Source organism: Micromonospora parva (assembly GCF_040649675.1).
Classification (GTDB): domain Bacteria; phylum Actinomycetota; class Actinomycetes; order Mycobacteriales; family Micromonosporaceae; genus Micromonospora; species Micromonospora parva.
The window spans coordinates 184050-199418 of the sequence record NZ_JBEZFX010000006.1; the positions used below are offsets into that span (position 1 = coordinate 184050).

At 73.1% G+C, this 15369-nt stretch carries 11 protein-coding genes and 1 tRNA gene; 5 read left to right on the forward strand and 7 right to left on the reverse strand.

From position 1 onward, the window contains the following. The first annotated feature begins 40 nt into the window (after positions 1–40). Entirely contained in the window at positions 41–1024 is a 984-nt protein-coding gene (locus tag AB0C03_RS16995; protein ID WP_030328654.1) for an LLM class F420-dependent oxidoreductase, read from the forward strand. Next, entirely contained in the window at positions 1021–1815 is a 795-nt protein-coding gene (locus AB0C03_RS17000; RefSeq protein ID WP_357637610.1) for an SDR family oxidoreductase, read from the forward strand. Before AB0C03_RS16995 ends, AB0C03_RS17000 begins: the two co-directional genes overlap by 4 nt. 16 nt (positions 1816–1831) lie before the next feature. Here AB0C03_RS17000 and AB0C03_RS17005 read toward each other — a convergent pair whose 3' ends face one another. From AB0C03_RS17005 to AB0C03_RS17025, 5 genes are all read right to left on the reverse strand, one after another. Next, positions 1832–4120, reverse strand: a complete 2289-nt coding sequence (locus AB0C03_RS17005; protein WP_357637612.1) for a transglutaminaseTgpA domain-containing protein — start codon at positions 4118–4120, stop codon at positions 1832–1834. Beyond that, on the reverse strand, positions 4114–5286 hold the full coding sequence (locus AB0C03_RS17010; RefSeq protein ID WP_357637615.1) for a DUF58 domain-containing protein: 1173 nt from the start codon (positions 5284–5286) through the stop codon (positions 4114–4116). Before AB0C03_RS17010 ends, AB0C03_RS17005 begins: the two co-directional genes overlap by 7 nt. A gap of 14 nt (positions 5287–5300) precedes the next feature. Further along, a complete protein-coding gene (locus AB0C03_RS17015; RefSeq protein ID WP_030328647.1) occupies positions 5301–6296 on the reverse strand; it encodes an AAA family ATPase in 996 nt (331 codons plus the stop codon). Positions 6297–6323: 27 nt separating this feature from the next. Then, positions 6324–8948: a fibronectin type III domain-containing protein gene (locus AB0C03_RS17020; RefSeq protein WP_357637618.1), complete on the reverse strand. Its 2625-nt coding sequence runs from the start codon at positions 8946–8948 to the stop codon at positions 6324–6326. A 241-nt stretch (positions 8949–9189) separates the two neighbouring features. Further along, positions 9190–12045: a tetratricopeptide repeat protein gene (locus tag AB0C03_RS17025; protein ID WP_357637621.1), complete on the reverse strand. Its 2856-nt coding sequence runs from the start codon at positions 12043–12045 to the stop codon at positions 9190–9192. 231 nt (positions 12046–12276) lie between these two features. Here AB0C03_RS17025 and AB0C03_RS17030 point away from each other — a divergent pair. The 3 genes from AB0C03_RS17030 to AB0C03_RS17040 all read left to right on the forward strand — a co-directional run bounded on the left by AB0C03_RS17030 (position 12277) and on the right by AB0C03_RS17040 (position 13998). Continuing rightward, positions 12277–12363, forward strand: a tRNA-Leu gene (locus AB0C03_RS17030). Between the two features lie 139 nt (positions 12364–12502). Continuing rightward, complete coding sequence (locus tag AB0C03_RS17035) at positions 12503–12979, forward strand: hypothetical protein (RefSeq protein WP_355030174.1); 477 nt, start codon at positions 12503–12505, stop codon at positions 12977–12979. Continuing rightward, on the forward strand, positions 12976–13998 hold the full coding sequence (locus AB0C03_RS17040; RefSeq protein WP_357637626.1) for a tyrosine-type recombinase/integrase: 1023 nt from the start codon (positions 12976–12978) through the stop codon (positions 13996–13998). The genes AB0C03_RS17035 and AB0C03_RS17040 overlap by 4 nt, the downstream gene beginning before the upstream one ends. A 9-nt stretch (positions 13999–14007) precedes the next feature. Here the strand turns inward: AB0C03_RS17040 and AB0C03_RS17045 are convergent, their stop codons facing one another. After that, a complete protein-coding gene (locus tag AB0C03_RS17045; RefSeq protein WP_156057309.1) occupies positions 14008–15015 on the reverse strand; it encodes an MmcQ/YjbR family DNA-binding protein in 1008 nt (335 codons plus the stop codon). A gap of 2 nt (positions 15016–15017) precedes the next feature. Continuing rightward, complete coding sequence (locus AB0C03_RS17050) at positions 15018–15347, reverse strand: PrgI family protein (RefSeq protein ID WP_156057307.1); 330 nt, start codon at positions 15345–15347, stop codon at positions 15018–15020. Positions 15348–15369: the final 22 nt, after the last annotated feature.

The following is a 15369-nucleotide window of genomic DNA, read 5'->3' on the forward strand; positions in this document are numbered from 1 at the left end:
CGTCAACGGGCACGATCGATCGGTGACGAATCGATGGGGCATGACCGTGCCGCTGGGCGGGATCGCGCTGGCGCAGCACGACGCGGCCTACGCGGCCCTGGACCGGGCCGGGTTCACCGACGTCTGGTCGTCCGAGGTCGCCGGGGCCGACGCGTTCACCCCGCTGGCCCTCGCCGCCGCCTGGCAGCCCGGGCTGCGGCTGGGCACCGCGATCACCCCGGTCTACACCAGGGGTCCCGGGCTGCTCGCGATGAGCGCGGCGGCGCTGGCCGAGGCCGCGCCGGGCCGGTTCTCGCTCGGCATCGGGGCGTCCTCACCGGTGCTCGTCCGGGACTGGAACGCCGTGCCGTTCGACCAACCGTTCCGGCGTACCCGCGACGTGCTGCGTTTCCTGCGCGCCGCGCTGCGCGGCGAGACCGTCGACGAGGTCTACGACACGTTCGCCGTCCGCCGGTTCACGCTGGAACGACCGCCGGCGGTGCCGCCACAGATCCTGCTCGCCGCGCTGCGCCCGGGAATGCTCCGGCTGGCCGCCGCGGAGGCCGACGGGGTCATCCTCAACTGGCTCAGCGCCGACGACGTACCGCGTGCCCTCGCCGAGCTGGGCGAGCGCCGCGCCGACTTCGACGTCGCCGCCCGGATCTTCGTCTGCCCCACCGAGGACACCGCGTACGCCCGGGCACTGGGCCGCCGGCTCATCACCAGCTACCTCACCGTCGGCGCGTACGCCGACTTCCACCGCTGGCTCGGCCGCGACGAGGCGCTCGCACCGATGTGGGCGGCCTGGGCCGCCGGTGACCGACGCGGTGCCAACGCGGCGGTGCCCGACGAGGTGGTCGACGCGCTGGTGCTGCACGGCTCACCGGAGCGGTGCCGCGCCGAGGTGCGCCGCTACGCCGACAACGGGGTGGACGTGCCGATCATCGCGCTGCTGCCGACCCCCGAGGTCACCGCCGGTGGCGCGACCGCGCTCCTGGGCCTCATCGCCCGACTGGGCACCAACCTCGTGGAGGCGTCCGCGTGAACCTCACCGACCGGATCGTCGTGGTCACCGGCGGGGCCGGCGGCATCGGCGCGGCGCTGTCCCGCCGGTTCGCCGCCGAGGGAGCCGCGGCCGTGGTGGTCGCCGACCTGGACGCCGACGCGGCCCGCGCGGTCGCCGAGGGCATCGGCCCGGTCGCGCACGCCCACGCCGTCGACGTCACCGACGAGGAGCAGGTCCGCGCGCTGGTCGCCGACACCGAGCAGCGGTACGGCCGGATCGACCTGTTCTGCGCCAACGCGGGAGTGACCACCGGCGGGGGAGTGGAGGTCGACGACACCGGTTGGGACCAGGCCTGGCGGGTCAACGTGCTGGCACACGTCTACTCGGCCCGCGCGGTGCTGCCCGGCATGCTCGCCCGGGGCGGCGGGCACCTGCTGCACACCTGCTCCGCCGCGGGTGTGCTGACCGCGGTGGGCGACGCCGCGTACACCGCGACGAAACACGCCTCGGTGGGCTTCGCGGAGTGGTTGGCCATCACCTACCGGGACCGGGGCATCCGGGTCAGCGCCCTCTGCCCCCAGGGGGTGGACACCCCGATGCTCGCCGACGGGCTCGCCGACGGCCACCTCGGCGCCCGGGTGGTCGCCGCGTCCGGCGCGGTGCTCACCCCGGACCAGGTCGCCGAGGCGGCGATCGCCGGGCTGGCCGAGGAACGTTTCCTGATCCTTCCGCACCCCGAGGTCGCCGACTACGCGCGCCGGCGCGCCGAGGACCCGGACGGTTGGCAGGCCGGCATGCGCAAACTCGTCCGCCGGTTGCAGCGGCCATGACCCGCTACGTTTTCGATCACCGTGGGGAGCGGCGGGCGCGGCGGAGCGGGGCGGGATGCACCGACCACAGCAGACGGCGCCACCAGGGGCGCGCCGAGCGCAGGGTGGTCACGTACGCGGTGGCGACCTCGGCGGCCCGGGCGGCCTGGTCCGCTGTTGCGGCACCCGGTGCGAAACCCACCCGGTTGAGCAGGGCCGCCAGCTCGTCGACGGCCGGCCCGTCGGTGCCGCCGCCGAACCCGCCCGCCCCGGTGTCGGTGAGTGCCCGACGGGCGTGCCCGGCGACCTCGGTCGCGGCCAGGTCCTCGCCGACCGGCCTGCCGGCCAGCCGGAGCGCGTCGGTGACCTCCCGCCAGGCGCCGGCGATGCGCTGACCGGGGTCGCCCCGCACGAGCCGACCGCGGGTGAGGGAGCGGCGCATCGCCAACAGGGTGAGCAGGAACGCCCCCACCACCAGCAGCACACCACCGCTGCCGGCGGCGACCAGCACCGGCGTGGAGACCCCGTCCCGGCCGGGCGGGACATCGGCGGCGGCCACCGGCTCCGGCGAGGCGCTCGGCTCCGCTGTCGGCGCGGGCGCCTCCGACGGCGGCGGGTCCTCCGGCGTCGGGCGGAAATCCTCCTCCACCGGCCTCGGCTCGTCGTTCGGGCGGGGCAGCGGGTCGAACGACACCCAGCCCAACCCGTCGAAGAGCACCTCCGGCCAGGCGTACGCGTCACCGGCCAGCACCGGCCCCTGCCCGCTGGTCCGGAAACCCACCACCACCCGGGTAGGCAGCCCGCAGAGCCGGCCGAGGACCGCGAACGCCGCCGCGAACTGCTCCGAGGTGCCCTCCTGCCCGCCGCCGTTGCGCGGCCCGAACAGGAAGAAACCCAGATTCGGGTACGCGTGCCCGCTCGGCGCGTCCGCCACCACCCGGTAGTGCTCGGCCAGGAACTGCTCGATCGCCGACGCCCGCGCGAACGGTGCGCCGTTCTCCTCAGCCAGCTGCCCGGCCAGCCGGCGCATCGGGTCCGGCACCCCGTCCGCGACCCGCAGCACCCGGGCCACCTCACCACCGGCGGGCACGTTCGCGGTAGCCAACAGGTTCAGGTCCGGGCGCTCCTCGGCGGAGGTCACCGTGTACCGCAGCCCCGGCGCCAGCCCCTCCGGCCGGATCAGCGTCCCGCTCGCCGGGTCGTACGCCACCCGCGCCCCGCTGACCTCCCGGGGCGTCGCCACGGCCGGCAGCAACCGGCCGGTCAGCTCGGCCACGCTGATCCGCTGCCGGACCGTGCGCACCGTGCTGTCGCGGGCGGCGGTCGCGGCCGGCAGGATCCGGCCGGCGTTGCGGTACGTCGCGCCGACGCGCCAGGTCACCCCGTCGTAGTCACTGAGCACCGCCAACCGGATCCGCACACCGGGCGAGGTGTCCGCCGCTGGGTCGGTGTCGGGCGGCGCGTCAGGGCGTTCCGTGCTCACGTCGAGGAGCTTCTGCTCCGGGTGCAGCGCCCAGCCGGAGATCCGGATCAACGGGTTCTCGTCGAGCGTCTGTACCTGCGGCGGCTCCACGTACCGGCGCGGGTCCACCGGCCGACCGTCGACCTGCCCGGCGACGACCGGGCCGAGCAGCGCCACCGACCCGACCACCAGAGCCACCCCGAGCGCCGCGCTGGCGGCCAGCCGCAACCGCACCGCCGCCCGTACCCGGGGGGTCAGGTCGGCGGTCGGATCGCCGCCCGACGCCGCCGCCCGGCTCGGGGTCGCCAGGCCCACCGCCGCGACCGCGACGAACGCCACCGTCGACCCCACCGCCGGTTCGGCGTTCGGGCCCACCACGTACAGGGCGGCGGCGTAGAGTCCCGCCGCCGGCAGATAACCCAGCAGCACCCGGCCCGTGCGCAGCGCCACCTCCGCGCCGGCCAGCCCGGCCAGCCAGGCGGCCACGACGGGAACCAGCACCGTGTCCGGTGTGGGCTCCACCGGGATCATCGCGGTGAGCAGCCGGGGAATGCCGTTGCGGGCGGCGTCCGCGGTGACCTCCAGCAGGCCGCCCGGCACGTCGGCGCGCGTGGCGGCCAGTCGCAGCGACCACAGTGTCCAACCGGCCATCGCGGCCACCGACACCGGCGCCACCAGCCAGGACGGCAGCCGTCGCGCGGCCACACTGACCAGCACCGACCCCGCCGCCGCGCCGACGACCAGCCAGGTCAGCAGGCCACCGGCGTACACCCGGCCGAGCACCACCCCGGCGAGCGCGGTCAGCCCGATCAGCGCCAGCGGCAGAACCGCCGCCCGCAGCACCCGCGCGGCACCCGTCACCACCGCCGTACCCCGTCCCACTCGGCGGCGAACTGCGCGCCGTCCGCCGCATCGACGACCACCAGGCCGGCGGTGCCCGGCGGCGTCGGCTCGGCCGCGCCGAACACCCCGACCACCACCGACGGGTACGCCCCCCGCAGCGCCCCGACGTGCCCCAACTCCTCCCGGCCACCCGGCCCGGTCAGGAAGATCAGCGTGTCGCCCAGCCGGTCCTGCCGCAGCCGGGTGGTGGCCGCGCGCACCGCCGCACCATCGCCGGACAGCTCGGCGGCGGCCAGCCGGTCCAGCGGCCCGAGCGCGCCGTCGCCCTCGCCGTCGGGCGCAGTGACCTGCGCCGGCTCCGCCGCGACCAGCAGCAACAGCACCGGCAGGTCGGCGCGGTGCGCGGCGGTCACGATCGACGCCGCCGCCTCACAGGCCGACTCGAACGACTCCGCCACCCCACCGACCCGCCCCGGATGCGCGGCCACGCGGTTGTCCAGCAGGACGACCAGGCGCGGCAGACTCGTGTCCACGTTCTCCCGCACCATCAGCTCACCCACCCGGGCGCTGGTGCGCCAGTGCACCCGGCGCAGCTCGTCACCGACCACGTACTCCCGCAACGAGTCGAACGTGATCGACCCGTGCGGGACCCCGTCCACCCGACCGTCGAGGCTGCGCCCCGCGCCGGTGGGCACCGCCGCCAGCGGATGAACCCGGGGGTGCACCCAGACCGGCACCGTCGCACCGTACGGGCGGGCCAGCGCCACCAACCCCAGCGGGTCGCGCCGGGTCACCCGCAACGGGCCGACCGGCACCACCCCACGACGGTCGGTCGGCACGTCGTAGCGGACCTCGGTGTCCCGGCCGGGCCGTAGCCGCAACACCGGCACCGGCACGGTCCGCTCACCGCACCGGTCCTCGGCCAGCAGGTTCGCCGATCGCAGGCGGCCGGTGTTACGCACTGTCAACGTCATGCTCGCCGGCTCGCCACGGGCCACCCGGTCCGGGTCCGCACGGCGGGTCACCGCCAGCCGGGGCCGCCACGCCGCGACCAGCGCGGCGTAGCCCACGGCCGCTCCGGCCGCCGCGCCGAGCAACGTCAACTCGGGGTACGCGAACCGGAAACCCGCCCCCAGCAGCACCACGGCGGCGACGAGCAGCCCGACCCCACGGGCGGTGATCCCCATCGCGCTGCTGCCGGTCAGCCCTGCACCGGAGCGGGTTGCCCCGACGGCAGCGGCACCGGCACCGAGGCCACGGCCTGGCGCAGCACCTCCGCGGCGGTCATCCCGCGCACCTGGGCGTCCGGGGTGAGCAACAGCCGGTGCGCGAACACCGCCTCGGCGAGCGCCTTGAGGTCCTCCGGCATGATCCAGCCCCGCCCGTCGATCAACGCGTACGCGCACGCCGCCCGGGTCAACGCGATCACGCCCCGAGGGCTGACCCCGACGCGCACCTGCGGGTGGGTGCGGGTGGCGGCGGCCAGCCGGACCGCGTACGCGTAGAGCGGCTCGGCGATGTGCACCCGACGGGCCATCCGCACCATCTCGCCGACGGTGGCGGTGTCGGTGACCGGGGCGAGCGCCTCCGGGGACCGCACGGTAGCCCCGCGCAGCACCTCGACCTCGACCGCCTCGTCCGGGTACCCCACGGAGAGCTTCACCAGGAAACGGTCCAGTTGCGCCTCGGGCAGCCGATAGGTGCCGTCCATCTCCACCGGGTTCTGCGTGGCCACCACCAGGAACGGCGACGGCACCGGGTGCCGGACCCCGTCCACTGTGACGGTGCGTTCCTCCATCACCTCCAGCAGCGCCGACTGCGTCTTCGGCGACGCCCGGTTGATCTCGTCGGCGATGACGATGTTGGCGAAGACCGGCCCCGGATGGAACTCGAAGTCCCGGGTCGCCTGGTTGAAGATCGTCACACCGGACACGTCGGAGGGGAGCAGGTCGGGGGTGAACTGGATGCGCCGCCACTCACCCTTCACGGTGGCGGCGATGGCCCGTGCCAGGGTCGTCTTACCGACCCCGGGCACGTCCTCCAGCAGCACGTGACCCTGGGCGAACAAAGCGGTCAGCGCCAGCCGCACCACCTGCGGCTTGCCGAGCACCACCGCGTTGACGTTCTCGGCCAGCCGGGCGGCCAGGGCGGCGAAACCCTGCACCTCCGGTTGGGTGAGCGGCTCGTGGGTGTTCACGGTCGGTGGTGCTCCTCGCCTGGTGGTTCAGCAGGTGGGCAGGACGTTGATGGTGTCGCCGCCCTCCAGGTTGAGCCAGGCCCACGGGATGTAGTTCTTCCCCTTGAACTCGACCTGCACCCACCAGTTGCTCTGCTTCTGGTTGTTGTAGATCCACGAGTCGACGTTCTCGCCCGACTTCTTGCAGTACGCCTTCAACCGGGTGCCGGGTTTCGCCCAGCCGGCCTGCTGGTCGTTGTCCTGCCGGGTGACCTTGAAGACCTCGTTGCCGTTGCGGCCGTCGACCTCCTTGTCGCAGTAGGTCCGCTGGTCACCGTCCGGCCCGTTGTTGCAGGTAGCGATTCCGTACAGCGGCTGCGTGTTCTGGGCCTTCTGCGCCGTGCCCTTACCGGCGGCGTTGGTGGCCGTCACCGTGAACGTGTACTTCGTGCCCGGCGTCAGGCCCGCCATCGTGATGCTGGAGCAGGCCCCGGCCTTCGCCGGCTCGCCCGCCGTGCTCAGCGAGCAGGTGGCCTGACCACCGCCCGCGTCCACTGTGAACGTCACAGTCGCCCCGGTGGCGGTCGACGACGAGCCGGTCACCGTGACCCGTGGCTCGGCCACCGTCCGGGCGGTGGCGGTGGCCTCCGGCCCCGGCCCGGCCTGGTTGACCGCCTTCACCTTCACTGTGACGTTCTGGCCGTTGCCCAGCCCGGTCACCGTGGTGCGGGTGTCGGTCACCTCACTGACCCGCCCACCGACGTCCACCAGGTACTTCGTCACCGGCCGACCGTTGGCTTCGGCCGGCGCCCACTGCACCGTCACCGCACCCGGCTGGTTGGCGACAGTGCCGGCGCGCAGGTTGAGCGGCCGACCGGGCGCGGCGAAGGGCACCACCGTGTTGCTGACCGGGGCCGCCGCCGACCCGGCGCCCTTGCTGTTGACCGCCACCACTGTGAACGCGTACTGGGTGCCGTACTCCAGCTCACCGGCGGGCACCACCAGCTCCGTCCTGGTCGACTCGCCAGCCGGCGCGTTCGCCCCCGCCGAACTGGCCGTCACCGCGTACCTCGCGATGGTGTTGCCCTGCCCGTTCGCCGCCGGCCACTTCACCAGCACCGTGCCATCGGGCCGTTCCTGCGCGGTGACGCTCGCCGGCGGGTCGGGGACCGCGGCGGTCGGCGTCACCGGGTTGCTGGTGCGCGCCGGGCCGTCGCCCTTCGCGTTGACGGCGTGCACCGCGAACCGGTACGTCTCGCCGTTGGTCAGACCCTTGACCTCCACCGCCCGCTGGTTGGCGCCCACCTGCAGGCGTTGGCCGGCGCCCTCCACCACGTACTTGATGATCTCGGCGCCGTTGGCGGCGGCCGGCCGCCAACTCACCCGCGCCTGGGCGTTACCGGCGGCGGCCGTGACGCTGCGCGGCGCACTCGGCTTGCCCACCCGCGGCTTCTTCGGTGGGGGCGGCGGCGGTGGGACCGGCGGCGGGTCGCCGCCGAGCACATCGTTGGCGTACTTGTTGACCTCGCGCACCTGGTGCTTGTCGTCCACCACCCGGGCGGTCGCCGAGTCGGGGGAGTTGATGAACAGGTGATTCTCCCGGACCTCCAGCTCCAGTGGCCCGTTGGCCCGCCCCCGGATGGTCTCGACCAGCTGACCCGCCGCGTCGAAGGAGTAGATCATGCCGGTGGCCTCGTCGGCGCAGTAGAACCGGTCCGCCCAGGCCACCGCCGGGCTGAGCCGACCCCCCTCACCCGGCACTGTGAACGCGCTCTCCTGCCCACCGTCACCCACCAGCAGCACCCGCCGGTCGGCGGTCACCGTGACCGGCACCCGTGAACCGCTGGTACGCGCGGGAAGCGCCGCCGGGCCGGACAGCGTCAGCGGCATCGGGTGCACCTCACCGTGCTGCACCCGCACCAGCTTGCCGGCCGTCCGGTCGAGCACCGCCACCCCGTCGTCCAGGGTGGAGACCACCAGCTCGTGGCTGGCGTCGGCGACGTCGTACGACTCGACCCGCTGCGGGCTGAGCCCGGTGCCCGCCGGCGCGGCCGACGCCGGCGCGGACGGCAGCTTGGCAGCGGTGATCGCCGAGACGGTGCCCTCGCTGGGCACCGCGATCCAGAGCCGACCCGCACCGTCGAAGGTGCCACCGGCGATGCCCGGCGGATAGCGCACCGGCTCACCGACCGGGGTCAACGATCGCGGGTCGAGCTGCCGGACGATGCCCTGCACGGCATCGACGACGAACGCCGCGTCCTCGTGCAGGGCCACACTCACCCCCAGGCCAGGAGTGGTCCGGGTGGTCGCGCTGAGCTGGAGGGTGGCCAGATCCAGTGAGCTGACCTGCCCCGTCTGCAGGTCACGCAGGATCAGCAGCCGGTCGGTCTGGGTGATCTGCATCGGATGTTGCCGGGCACCGGGGATCTCGGTGCGGGTGTCCACCCGGGCGGTGACCCCGTTGACCCGGGCCAGCTCGCTGCGCGCCGCACTCCACAACCAGGAGCTCGCGTCGTAGTTGGCCACCGCGTTGTCCGCCGCGCCCAACCCGAGGACTGTCAACCCCATGGCAGCCAGCAGCGCGGCCACCGTGCCGACGGTCACCAGCCCGCCGCGCAGCCGGGACCGGGGGCGGGGGGCCTCGGTCCGTACGGCGTCGTCGATGCTGGCCACAGCCGGCTGCCTCCCGTGAGTCGTGGCAGGTGGCGTGCGCCTCGCGGCGACCCCTCCCCTGAGCCGGGTGCCATCATATGGCGCTGGTGGTGGCGGGGGAACCCGCACTGTCACCCCTGTGGATACCGAGCGTGTGCGTTGTGGACGTCCAGCTCAGCCGGGTTCCCGGCGCGACTCGGGCCCGGTTCACGCTCGGCTCAGCGCGGTTTCCCGCTCGGCTCAGCGCGGTTCGCTGCTCGACTCAGCGCGGCGACGGCCGGCCGGAGGGCGACCCGGTCGGCGTGGGTCGCCGCTCCCGCGCCGTGCAGACCTGCCCGGAAGTCGCAAAGCTGTCAGTGGAGTAGACAGCCAACACGGTGAAACAGTGATCCACCCGGGAGTTCAGCCCGTTGACCGTGTAGCTGGTCCGGCCCGGGTCCACGGTGGCGATCACCCCCAACGCCTGCCCGGCCCGACCGGCGGCGACCATGAACGGCACCGCACCACCGGTCGGGTCCGTCCAGGTCAACGTGATCGTGGTCGAATCGTCCCGTAGCTTCAGGTCACCCGGTGCCGGCCCGGCCGCCGTCGGCGCCTGCGTCGCCGCCGTCGTCGGGGTCGCGGCCGGCGGCGGGTCGTCACGGGTCAGCACCACCGCGCCCAGACCCGCCACCGCCACGACGGCCACCCCGGCCGCCACCACCGCACCGATCAGCGCCGCCCGGTTGCGGCCCGTCGACCCACCATCATCGGCGTACGCCGGCGGGTGGTACTGCTGACCCGGGTGCGGCGCCTGGTACTGGTCCTGGATCGGGTACGGCGCCTGGGCCGGCTGATGGTGGTACTGCTGCACCGGTGGCGGCGCGGCCGGCGGCCTCGGGCCGGCGCTCGGTGACCAGGCCGGCTGTGCGACAGGGCTTGCCTGAGCGATGCTCGGGTCTGCTGGGGAGGCTCCGGTGACGTTCGTCGGCCCGGCGGTGGGCTTCGTCTGCGCGGCCACCGGGGCGGGCGGGCCGGCGGCGGGCCATCCCGGAACGGCCGACCCGTCAGGCGACGGGAACACCACGGTCTGGTCGGACAGCGCACCCCCGGTCTGCCGGCTCGACACCGCCGGCGCGTCGAGGATGCCCAGCCCGGGGTCACCGTCCGCACCGGTGCCACCCGCGTCCATCATGGTCTGTCCGGCCGCCGTGCCCGGTCCGGCGGTCGTGCCCGGTCCGGCGGTCGCGGGTTGTCCGACGGTCATGGCCTGTCCGACGGTCATGCCCCGTGCGGCGGTCGTGGCCTGTGCGGCGGTCGCGGGCTGATTGCGCGTCGCGGGCTGGGCGGTGGGGTCGGCAGCGGGAGTCGGCAGAGGCTGCGGTGGGGCGCTGCTGCTCCAGGGAGGTGCGGTCAACCCCCAGGGCGGCACGGGTGGCGCGCTCACCGGAGGCGCGGAGACGGGTGGCCCGTAAGGCGGCCCGGAGACAGGCTGCCCGAACCCGGGTTGCCCGTAACGGGGTGGTGCGGAGACCGGGTAGGTGTGTCCGGGTGGTGCGGAGACGGGTTGGCCGTAGCCGGGTGGTGCGGAGGCCGGGTATGGGTGGGCCGGCGGCCCGGAGACCGGGTAGGTGTGTCCGGGTGGTGCGGAGACGGGTTGGCCGTAGCCGGGGGGTGCGGAGACCGGGTAGGTGTGTCCGGGTGGTGCGGAGACGGGCTGGTCGTAGCCGGGGGGTGCGGAGACCGGGTATGGGTGGGCCGGCGGCCCGGAGACCGGGTGCGGCTGGCTGGGTGGCGCGGAGATCGGATGCGGGGTCACCGGCGGTGCGCTGACAGGCTGGGTAGGTGGTCCGCTCGGCGGGTAGGCCGGCCCCGGATGGTCGACGGCCGGGGCGGCCCTACCCGGCAGCGTCGCCTCGGTGTCGGACACCTTGTGCGAATCGCCCGGTGCGGTTGGCCCGGCGGCGACTCGGGCGGCCTCCTCGGCGAGCAGCGGTTCGATCTGCCGTACCTGGATCGTGGGGTTGTCCCAGCGAGGTGCCGGCACCGCCGGTGCGGCGGGCGGCGGTGGTGGCGCGTCGGCTACCGGCGGAGTCGCCTGGTCACCCACCCGCTGACGTGGTGCCACGGTTGGCCCGGCTGGCGGTCCGTGTGGTGGTCGCTGCCCGGCCGGCGTTGTCGACGGGCCCTCAGCCCTGGGCCGGGGCGTCGGGTCGACCGTTGACCGGGACGGTGCGGACGGATACTCGTCGGCGCGTTGAACCGGTGGTGGCGCATTCGTGGGTGACTGCCCGCTGGAGCGTGAGCCAAGCGACATCGCGGTCGCTGACTGTTGCTCGTCAGCGGGTGGAATTGGCGTCGCCACAGGTCTGGGTGCGGCCGTCGGCGGGCCGGGCTGCGTCGGCCGGGTCGAGGAGGCTGCCGGCTGAACGGGCATCGCCCGAGGCGCTGGGACGGCGTTGCGGGGCGACGACGGTGCGGCGGGTGCGCGTACCGCCGGAGGAGGGGTTGGTGGGGGTGCAGCCGGCGGTTGCGGCGGCGCCCAGGGTGAGACGGCCGGCGGCGGACCGCCCGCCGAGGGCCGCATCGCGGCGAGGGTCGCCAGCGACAGGGTCGGGCCGGTGAGCGCCGACCGGGCACCCGGCTCGTTCGCCGGGGCGACCGGAACCGGGCCGGACGTTCGCGCGGGGTGCTGCTCGCCCGACGTCGACGCGGGCGGGCCGAGATAGTCGCGGGCCGCGCGTACCGCCGGATGGTTCTCACCGAGCGCGGCGGGCCCGGCGGTGGCCACGCGCGTGTAGTTACGGCGGGCCTCGTGCCGGTTACCCAACTCCTCCGCCACCTCCGCCAGCTCGAAAGCGAGCGCGAGCATCAGCGGATCCGAGTGCTCCCAGCGCCGCTCGCCCGCCGCGAACGCCTCCTCCAACACCCGGCGGGCGGCCGGCGGGTCGTCCCCCTCCCGGTGCAGCCGCGCCAGCAGGTGCGCGGTGTGCAGCACCTCCGGATGATCGTCACCGTACGGCGGAGGAGCGGATTCGACGGCCTCCGCGAGCAGGTGCCGGGCGGCGCTGAGGTCGCCCGCGGCGCGCAGGGCGAGGGCTCGGTGCTGGGCGGCTGCCAAGGGGGAGGGATGGGGCACGTGGCAATGCTGCCGTCAGAGGGCTGCCGGACGCTACCCGGACACGCCTCGACCGTGTGTCGCCGCGCCGTTTGAGGCGGCTTGAGCAGCGGCGGAAGGGCCGGGGGAGAGGTGCCGGAAGGCGATGTGCATGATCCACGAGCGGCGTGTACAGTAACTCCCCGTGCGGCCCGCCGTGCCGACCACCGGATGGAAAGATCATCTGGTCGGCGAGGTAGGCTGAACGTGTAGGTCCGGGTGGCGGAATGGCAGACGCGCTAGCTTGAGGTGCTAGTGCCCGTATAGGGCGTGGGGGTTCAAGTCCCCCCTCGGACACCAGAGTTCGTGGATATCCGCGCGAGATCAACTTCCTCTCGCGCGGGGAACGCGACCTGCGACGGATTATATGTGCGCACCGTCTCCCGGGAGTCGGTGCTACCTGCGCTGACACCCTTGCCGCCCCGCTGGCGGGGGTCGGGTGAGTCGTGATCGCCCGCGCCCTCGTTGGCGCGACGAGCAGCTCGTCGAGGCGCTCGTTCCCACCCCACTGCCGGTCGCATCGCCGGAGCCGGCGCCGCTGCCGACACTGCCCGCGCCCGCCGCCCGCACGGGCGATGGCGTGCTGTTCGACGTGGCCCGACCCGACGCCGCCGGCCGGGTCACCGCTCGCGCGCTGCTGCGGGCCTTGGACTGGATACCGGGCCTCACGCTGCACGTCGACGTCGTGACCGGCGCAATCCTGATCACCCCGGCCGTCGATGGCGCGCACGTCGTTGGTGCTCGCAAGGAGCTGCCCCTACCGGCCGCCGCCCGACATTTGTGCGGCATCGCCACCGGCGAACCCGTGCTGCTGGCCGCCCTGCCCCGCCAGAACCGCATCGTCGTGCACCCCTCAAACACCATCACTGCGGTCCTGGCCGACCTGCACGCCCGCATCCTCGCAAAGCCCTCATGACCACCGGTCCCGATCGTGTCGCCACCGCCCGAGCGCTCCTCGAGCACCTCGGCCTCACCGCCGCCGACCTCACCGGCAGTAACCGGCCTGCCATGCCGACAGTCGCCGAGTACCTTCCTGCTGTGGTCGCCGCGGCGAGCCCGGGCACCCGACGTACCTACGGCAGCTCCTGGCGACGCATGGCCGCTGCCCTCGGCGAGTGGCGTATCGATGCGGTGCGGGCCAGCGACATCGAAGCCCTCATGCGACAGGCCGCCGCAGACGCCCGCCCTCGCCGCAACTCCCGAAACGGCCGGCACGCCGGCGAGCACCTCATCGCCGCCGCCCGCGCCTTCTACAATCGCGCCATTGCCGACGGCTACCTCACCGTCGTGGACAGCCCTGCCCACCGGGTTCGCAAACCCCGTCGGCTGCCCAACACACGCCGCGCCCTCACCCCCGACGAACTGGCCGACATCAACGCCGCCGCCCGCAGCGGCGGTAACGACATCGTGCTCGACGCCCTACTGCTGCGCCTGCACACCGAAACTGCCTGCCGGCGCGGCGACGCCCTGGCGCTGCGCCTGATCGACCTGGACACCGACCACGCGCTGATCCGCCTGTCGGAGAAGGGTGGCACGCAGCGGTGGCAGCCCATCACGCCGATGCTCGCCGCTCGTCTCAGCGAGCACGCCCAGGCCCGCGGCGCCGTCACGCCCACCGACGCGCTGCTTCGCTACCGTAACGGCCAACCCGCCACCTACCGGCGCTACGACCTACTGTGGGCCCGCATCGGCCGGCGGCTACCGTGGGTCGCCGCCCAGGGAATCACCATGCACTGGCTGCGCCACACCACCCTGACCTGGGTCGAGCGGCACTTCGGCTACGGTGTGGCCCGCGCCTACGCCGGACACACGGACCGCCGAGGACCCGCCACCACCACCTATATCAAGGCCGACCTGCACGCTGTCGCTACCGCCCTGGCAGCCTTCACCGGTCAGCCACACCCACTGGCCGTAGGTGAGAGCGTCCTAAGATGATGATCAGACCTAGACGGTGGTCGCGTCCTTGATCTGGAGCACGACAGGCCCTGCCGCTGTTGGAGCGATCCAAGCCTCATAGGTGGGATTCCGGGTGTCGGTCTTCGTGGTTCCGAGCCAGGTGTAGCGGACGGCCAGCTCGTACGTGCCCTTGACGCGGTAGATCGCAAACTTCGGATCGAAGGTGGCACGCGCGGTCAGAAGTGGATCACCCGTGGAAGACCACTTGACCTTCTCGGCGCCCGACGGCGGACTCCATTCGGGGCATCCAGCCGGCATAGCCGACTTGGCGTCTCGCACGCATCGTGTGAAAGCCTCGCTCAGCTTCGCGGCGACCAGTTCCCAAGGCACCTTGGGATCCTGCTTCACTACACCGGGGTCGCCTATGGCCGAGTGCTCCTTGATCTCCTGGACGTCAAGTCTCCCATCGACCCACTTCACCTTGGCCCAGTACTTCGCCGGCGTCACGACGCGGCGTAGCTCCTTTGAAGCGTTGTAGTCCGCCGTCACCATGACGGTCCCGAGCATGTCGAAGCGGCTCTCCGCTTCGGTGTAGTGAATGACCGCAGCTTCCAGAGGGTTGCCGTAGAAGGCCCATCGGACCTTGGAGACGTCCGAGGTCTCGACGATGGATTGCGGGCAATTGGCGGGGGTCGCAGACGGTGACTTCGCGCATTTGTCGAGCCAGCTACCTGCAGCCGCGACCACGGCCTCCTGCTTCACCTCAGCCGGCCAGGGATCTGACGTCGCAGGGAACGGCTCATCTCCGCCGAAGATGAAGTAGCCCAAGACAGCAAGAACGACGACGACGCCCAGTCCGCCACCACCCGCGGCTGCTGCCGCGCCACCTCCGGAGCCAGACTCTGTTGCCTCATCTTCTCTGAGGTCGACATTCGCTCTGGTTCCATAGTGACGATGGTGATGCGTGTGGGTGCTCTTATCGACGTTCCCTTCGTAGTAGGACCCCTTGACGTTGGCCTGACGTTCGCCACCAACGCCAGTTTGCCGATCTACCATGCTTACCTGCCCTCGCGGTCATCATGGCCTCGCTCGAAGTAGTCGCCCGCGACGTTGGCCTGACGCCCGCTACTGAACCCGACCTGGTTGACCACGGGGCTAGCTCTGCCCGACTTCGCCGGACCGCTCAAGCTGTCCCGATGCTGAGCGCCAGACGAGGGTGCCGAGCCGCTGGCGCTTCGAATCGTCAAGATCATGCCGACGATCGCTACCGGTAACGCGATGATGTTTGCCCAGGCCGCCGCGCCGTCGAGGCTCCCACTAAAGATCATTACTAGCGAGACAACGATCATCAGAAGGAGCGCGCAGGCGATCATCTGTCGTTTGGACACGACGTCCATCATGGGCGATGCA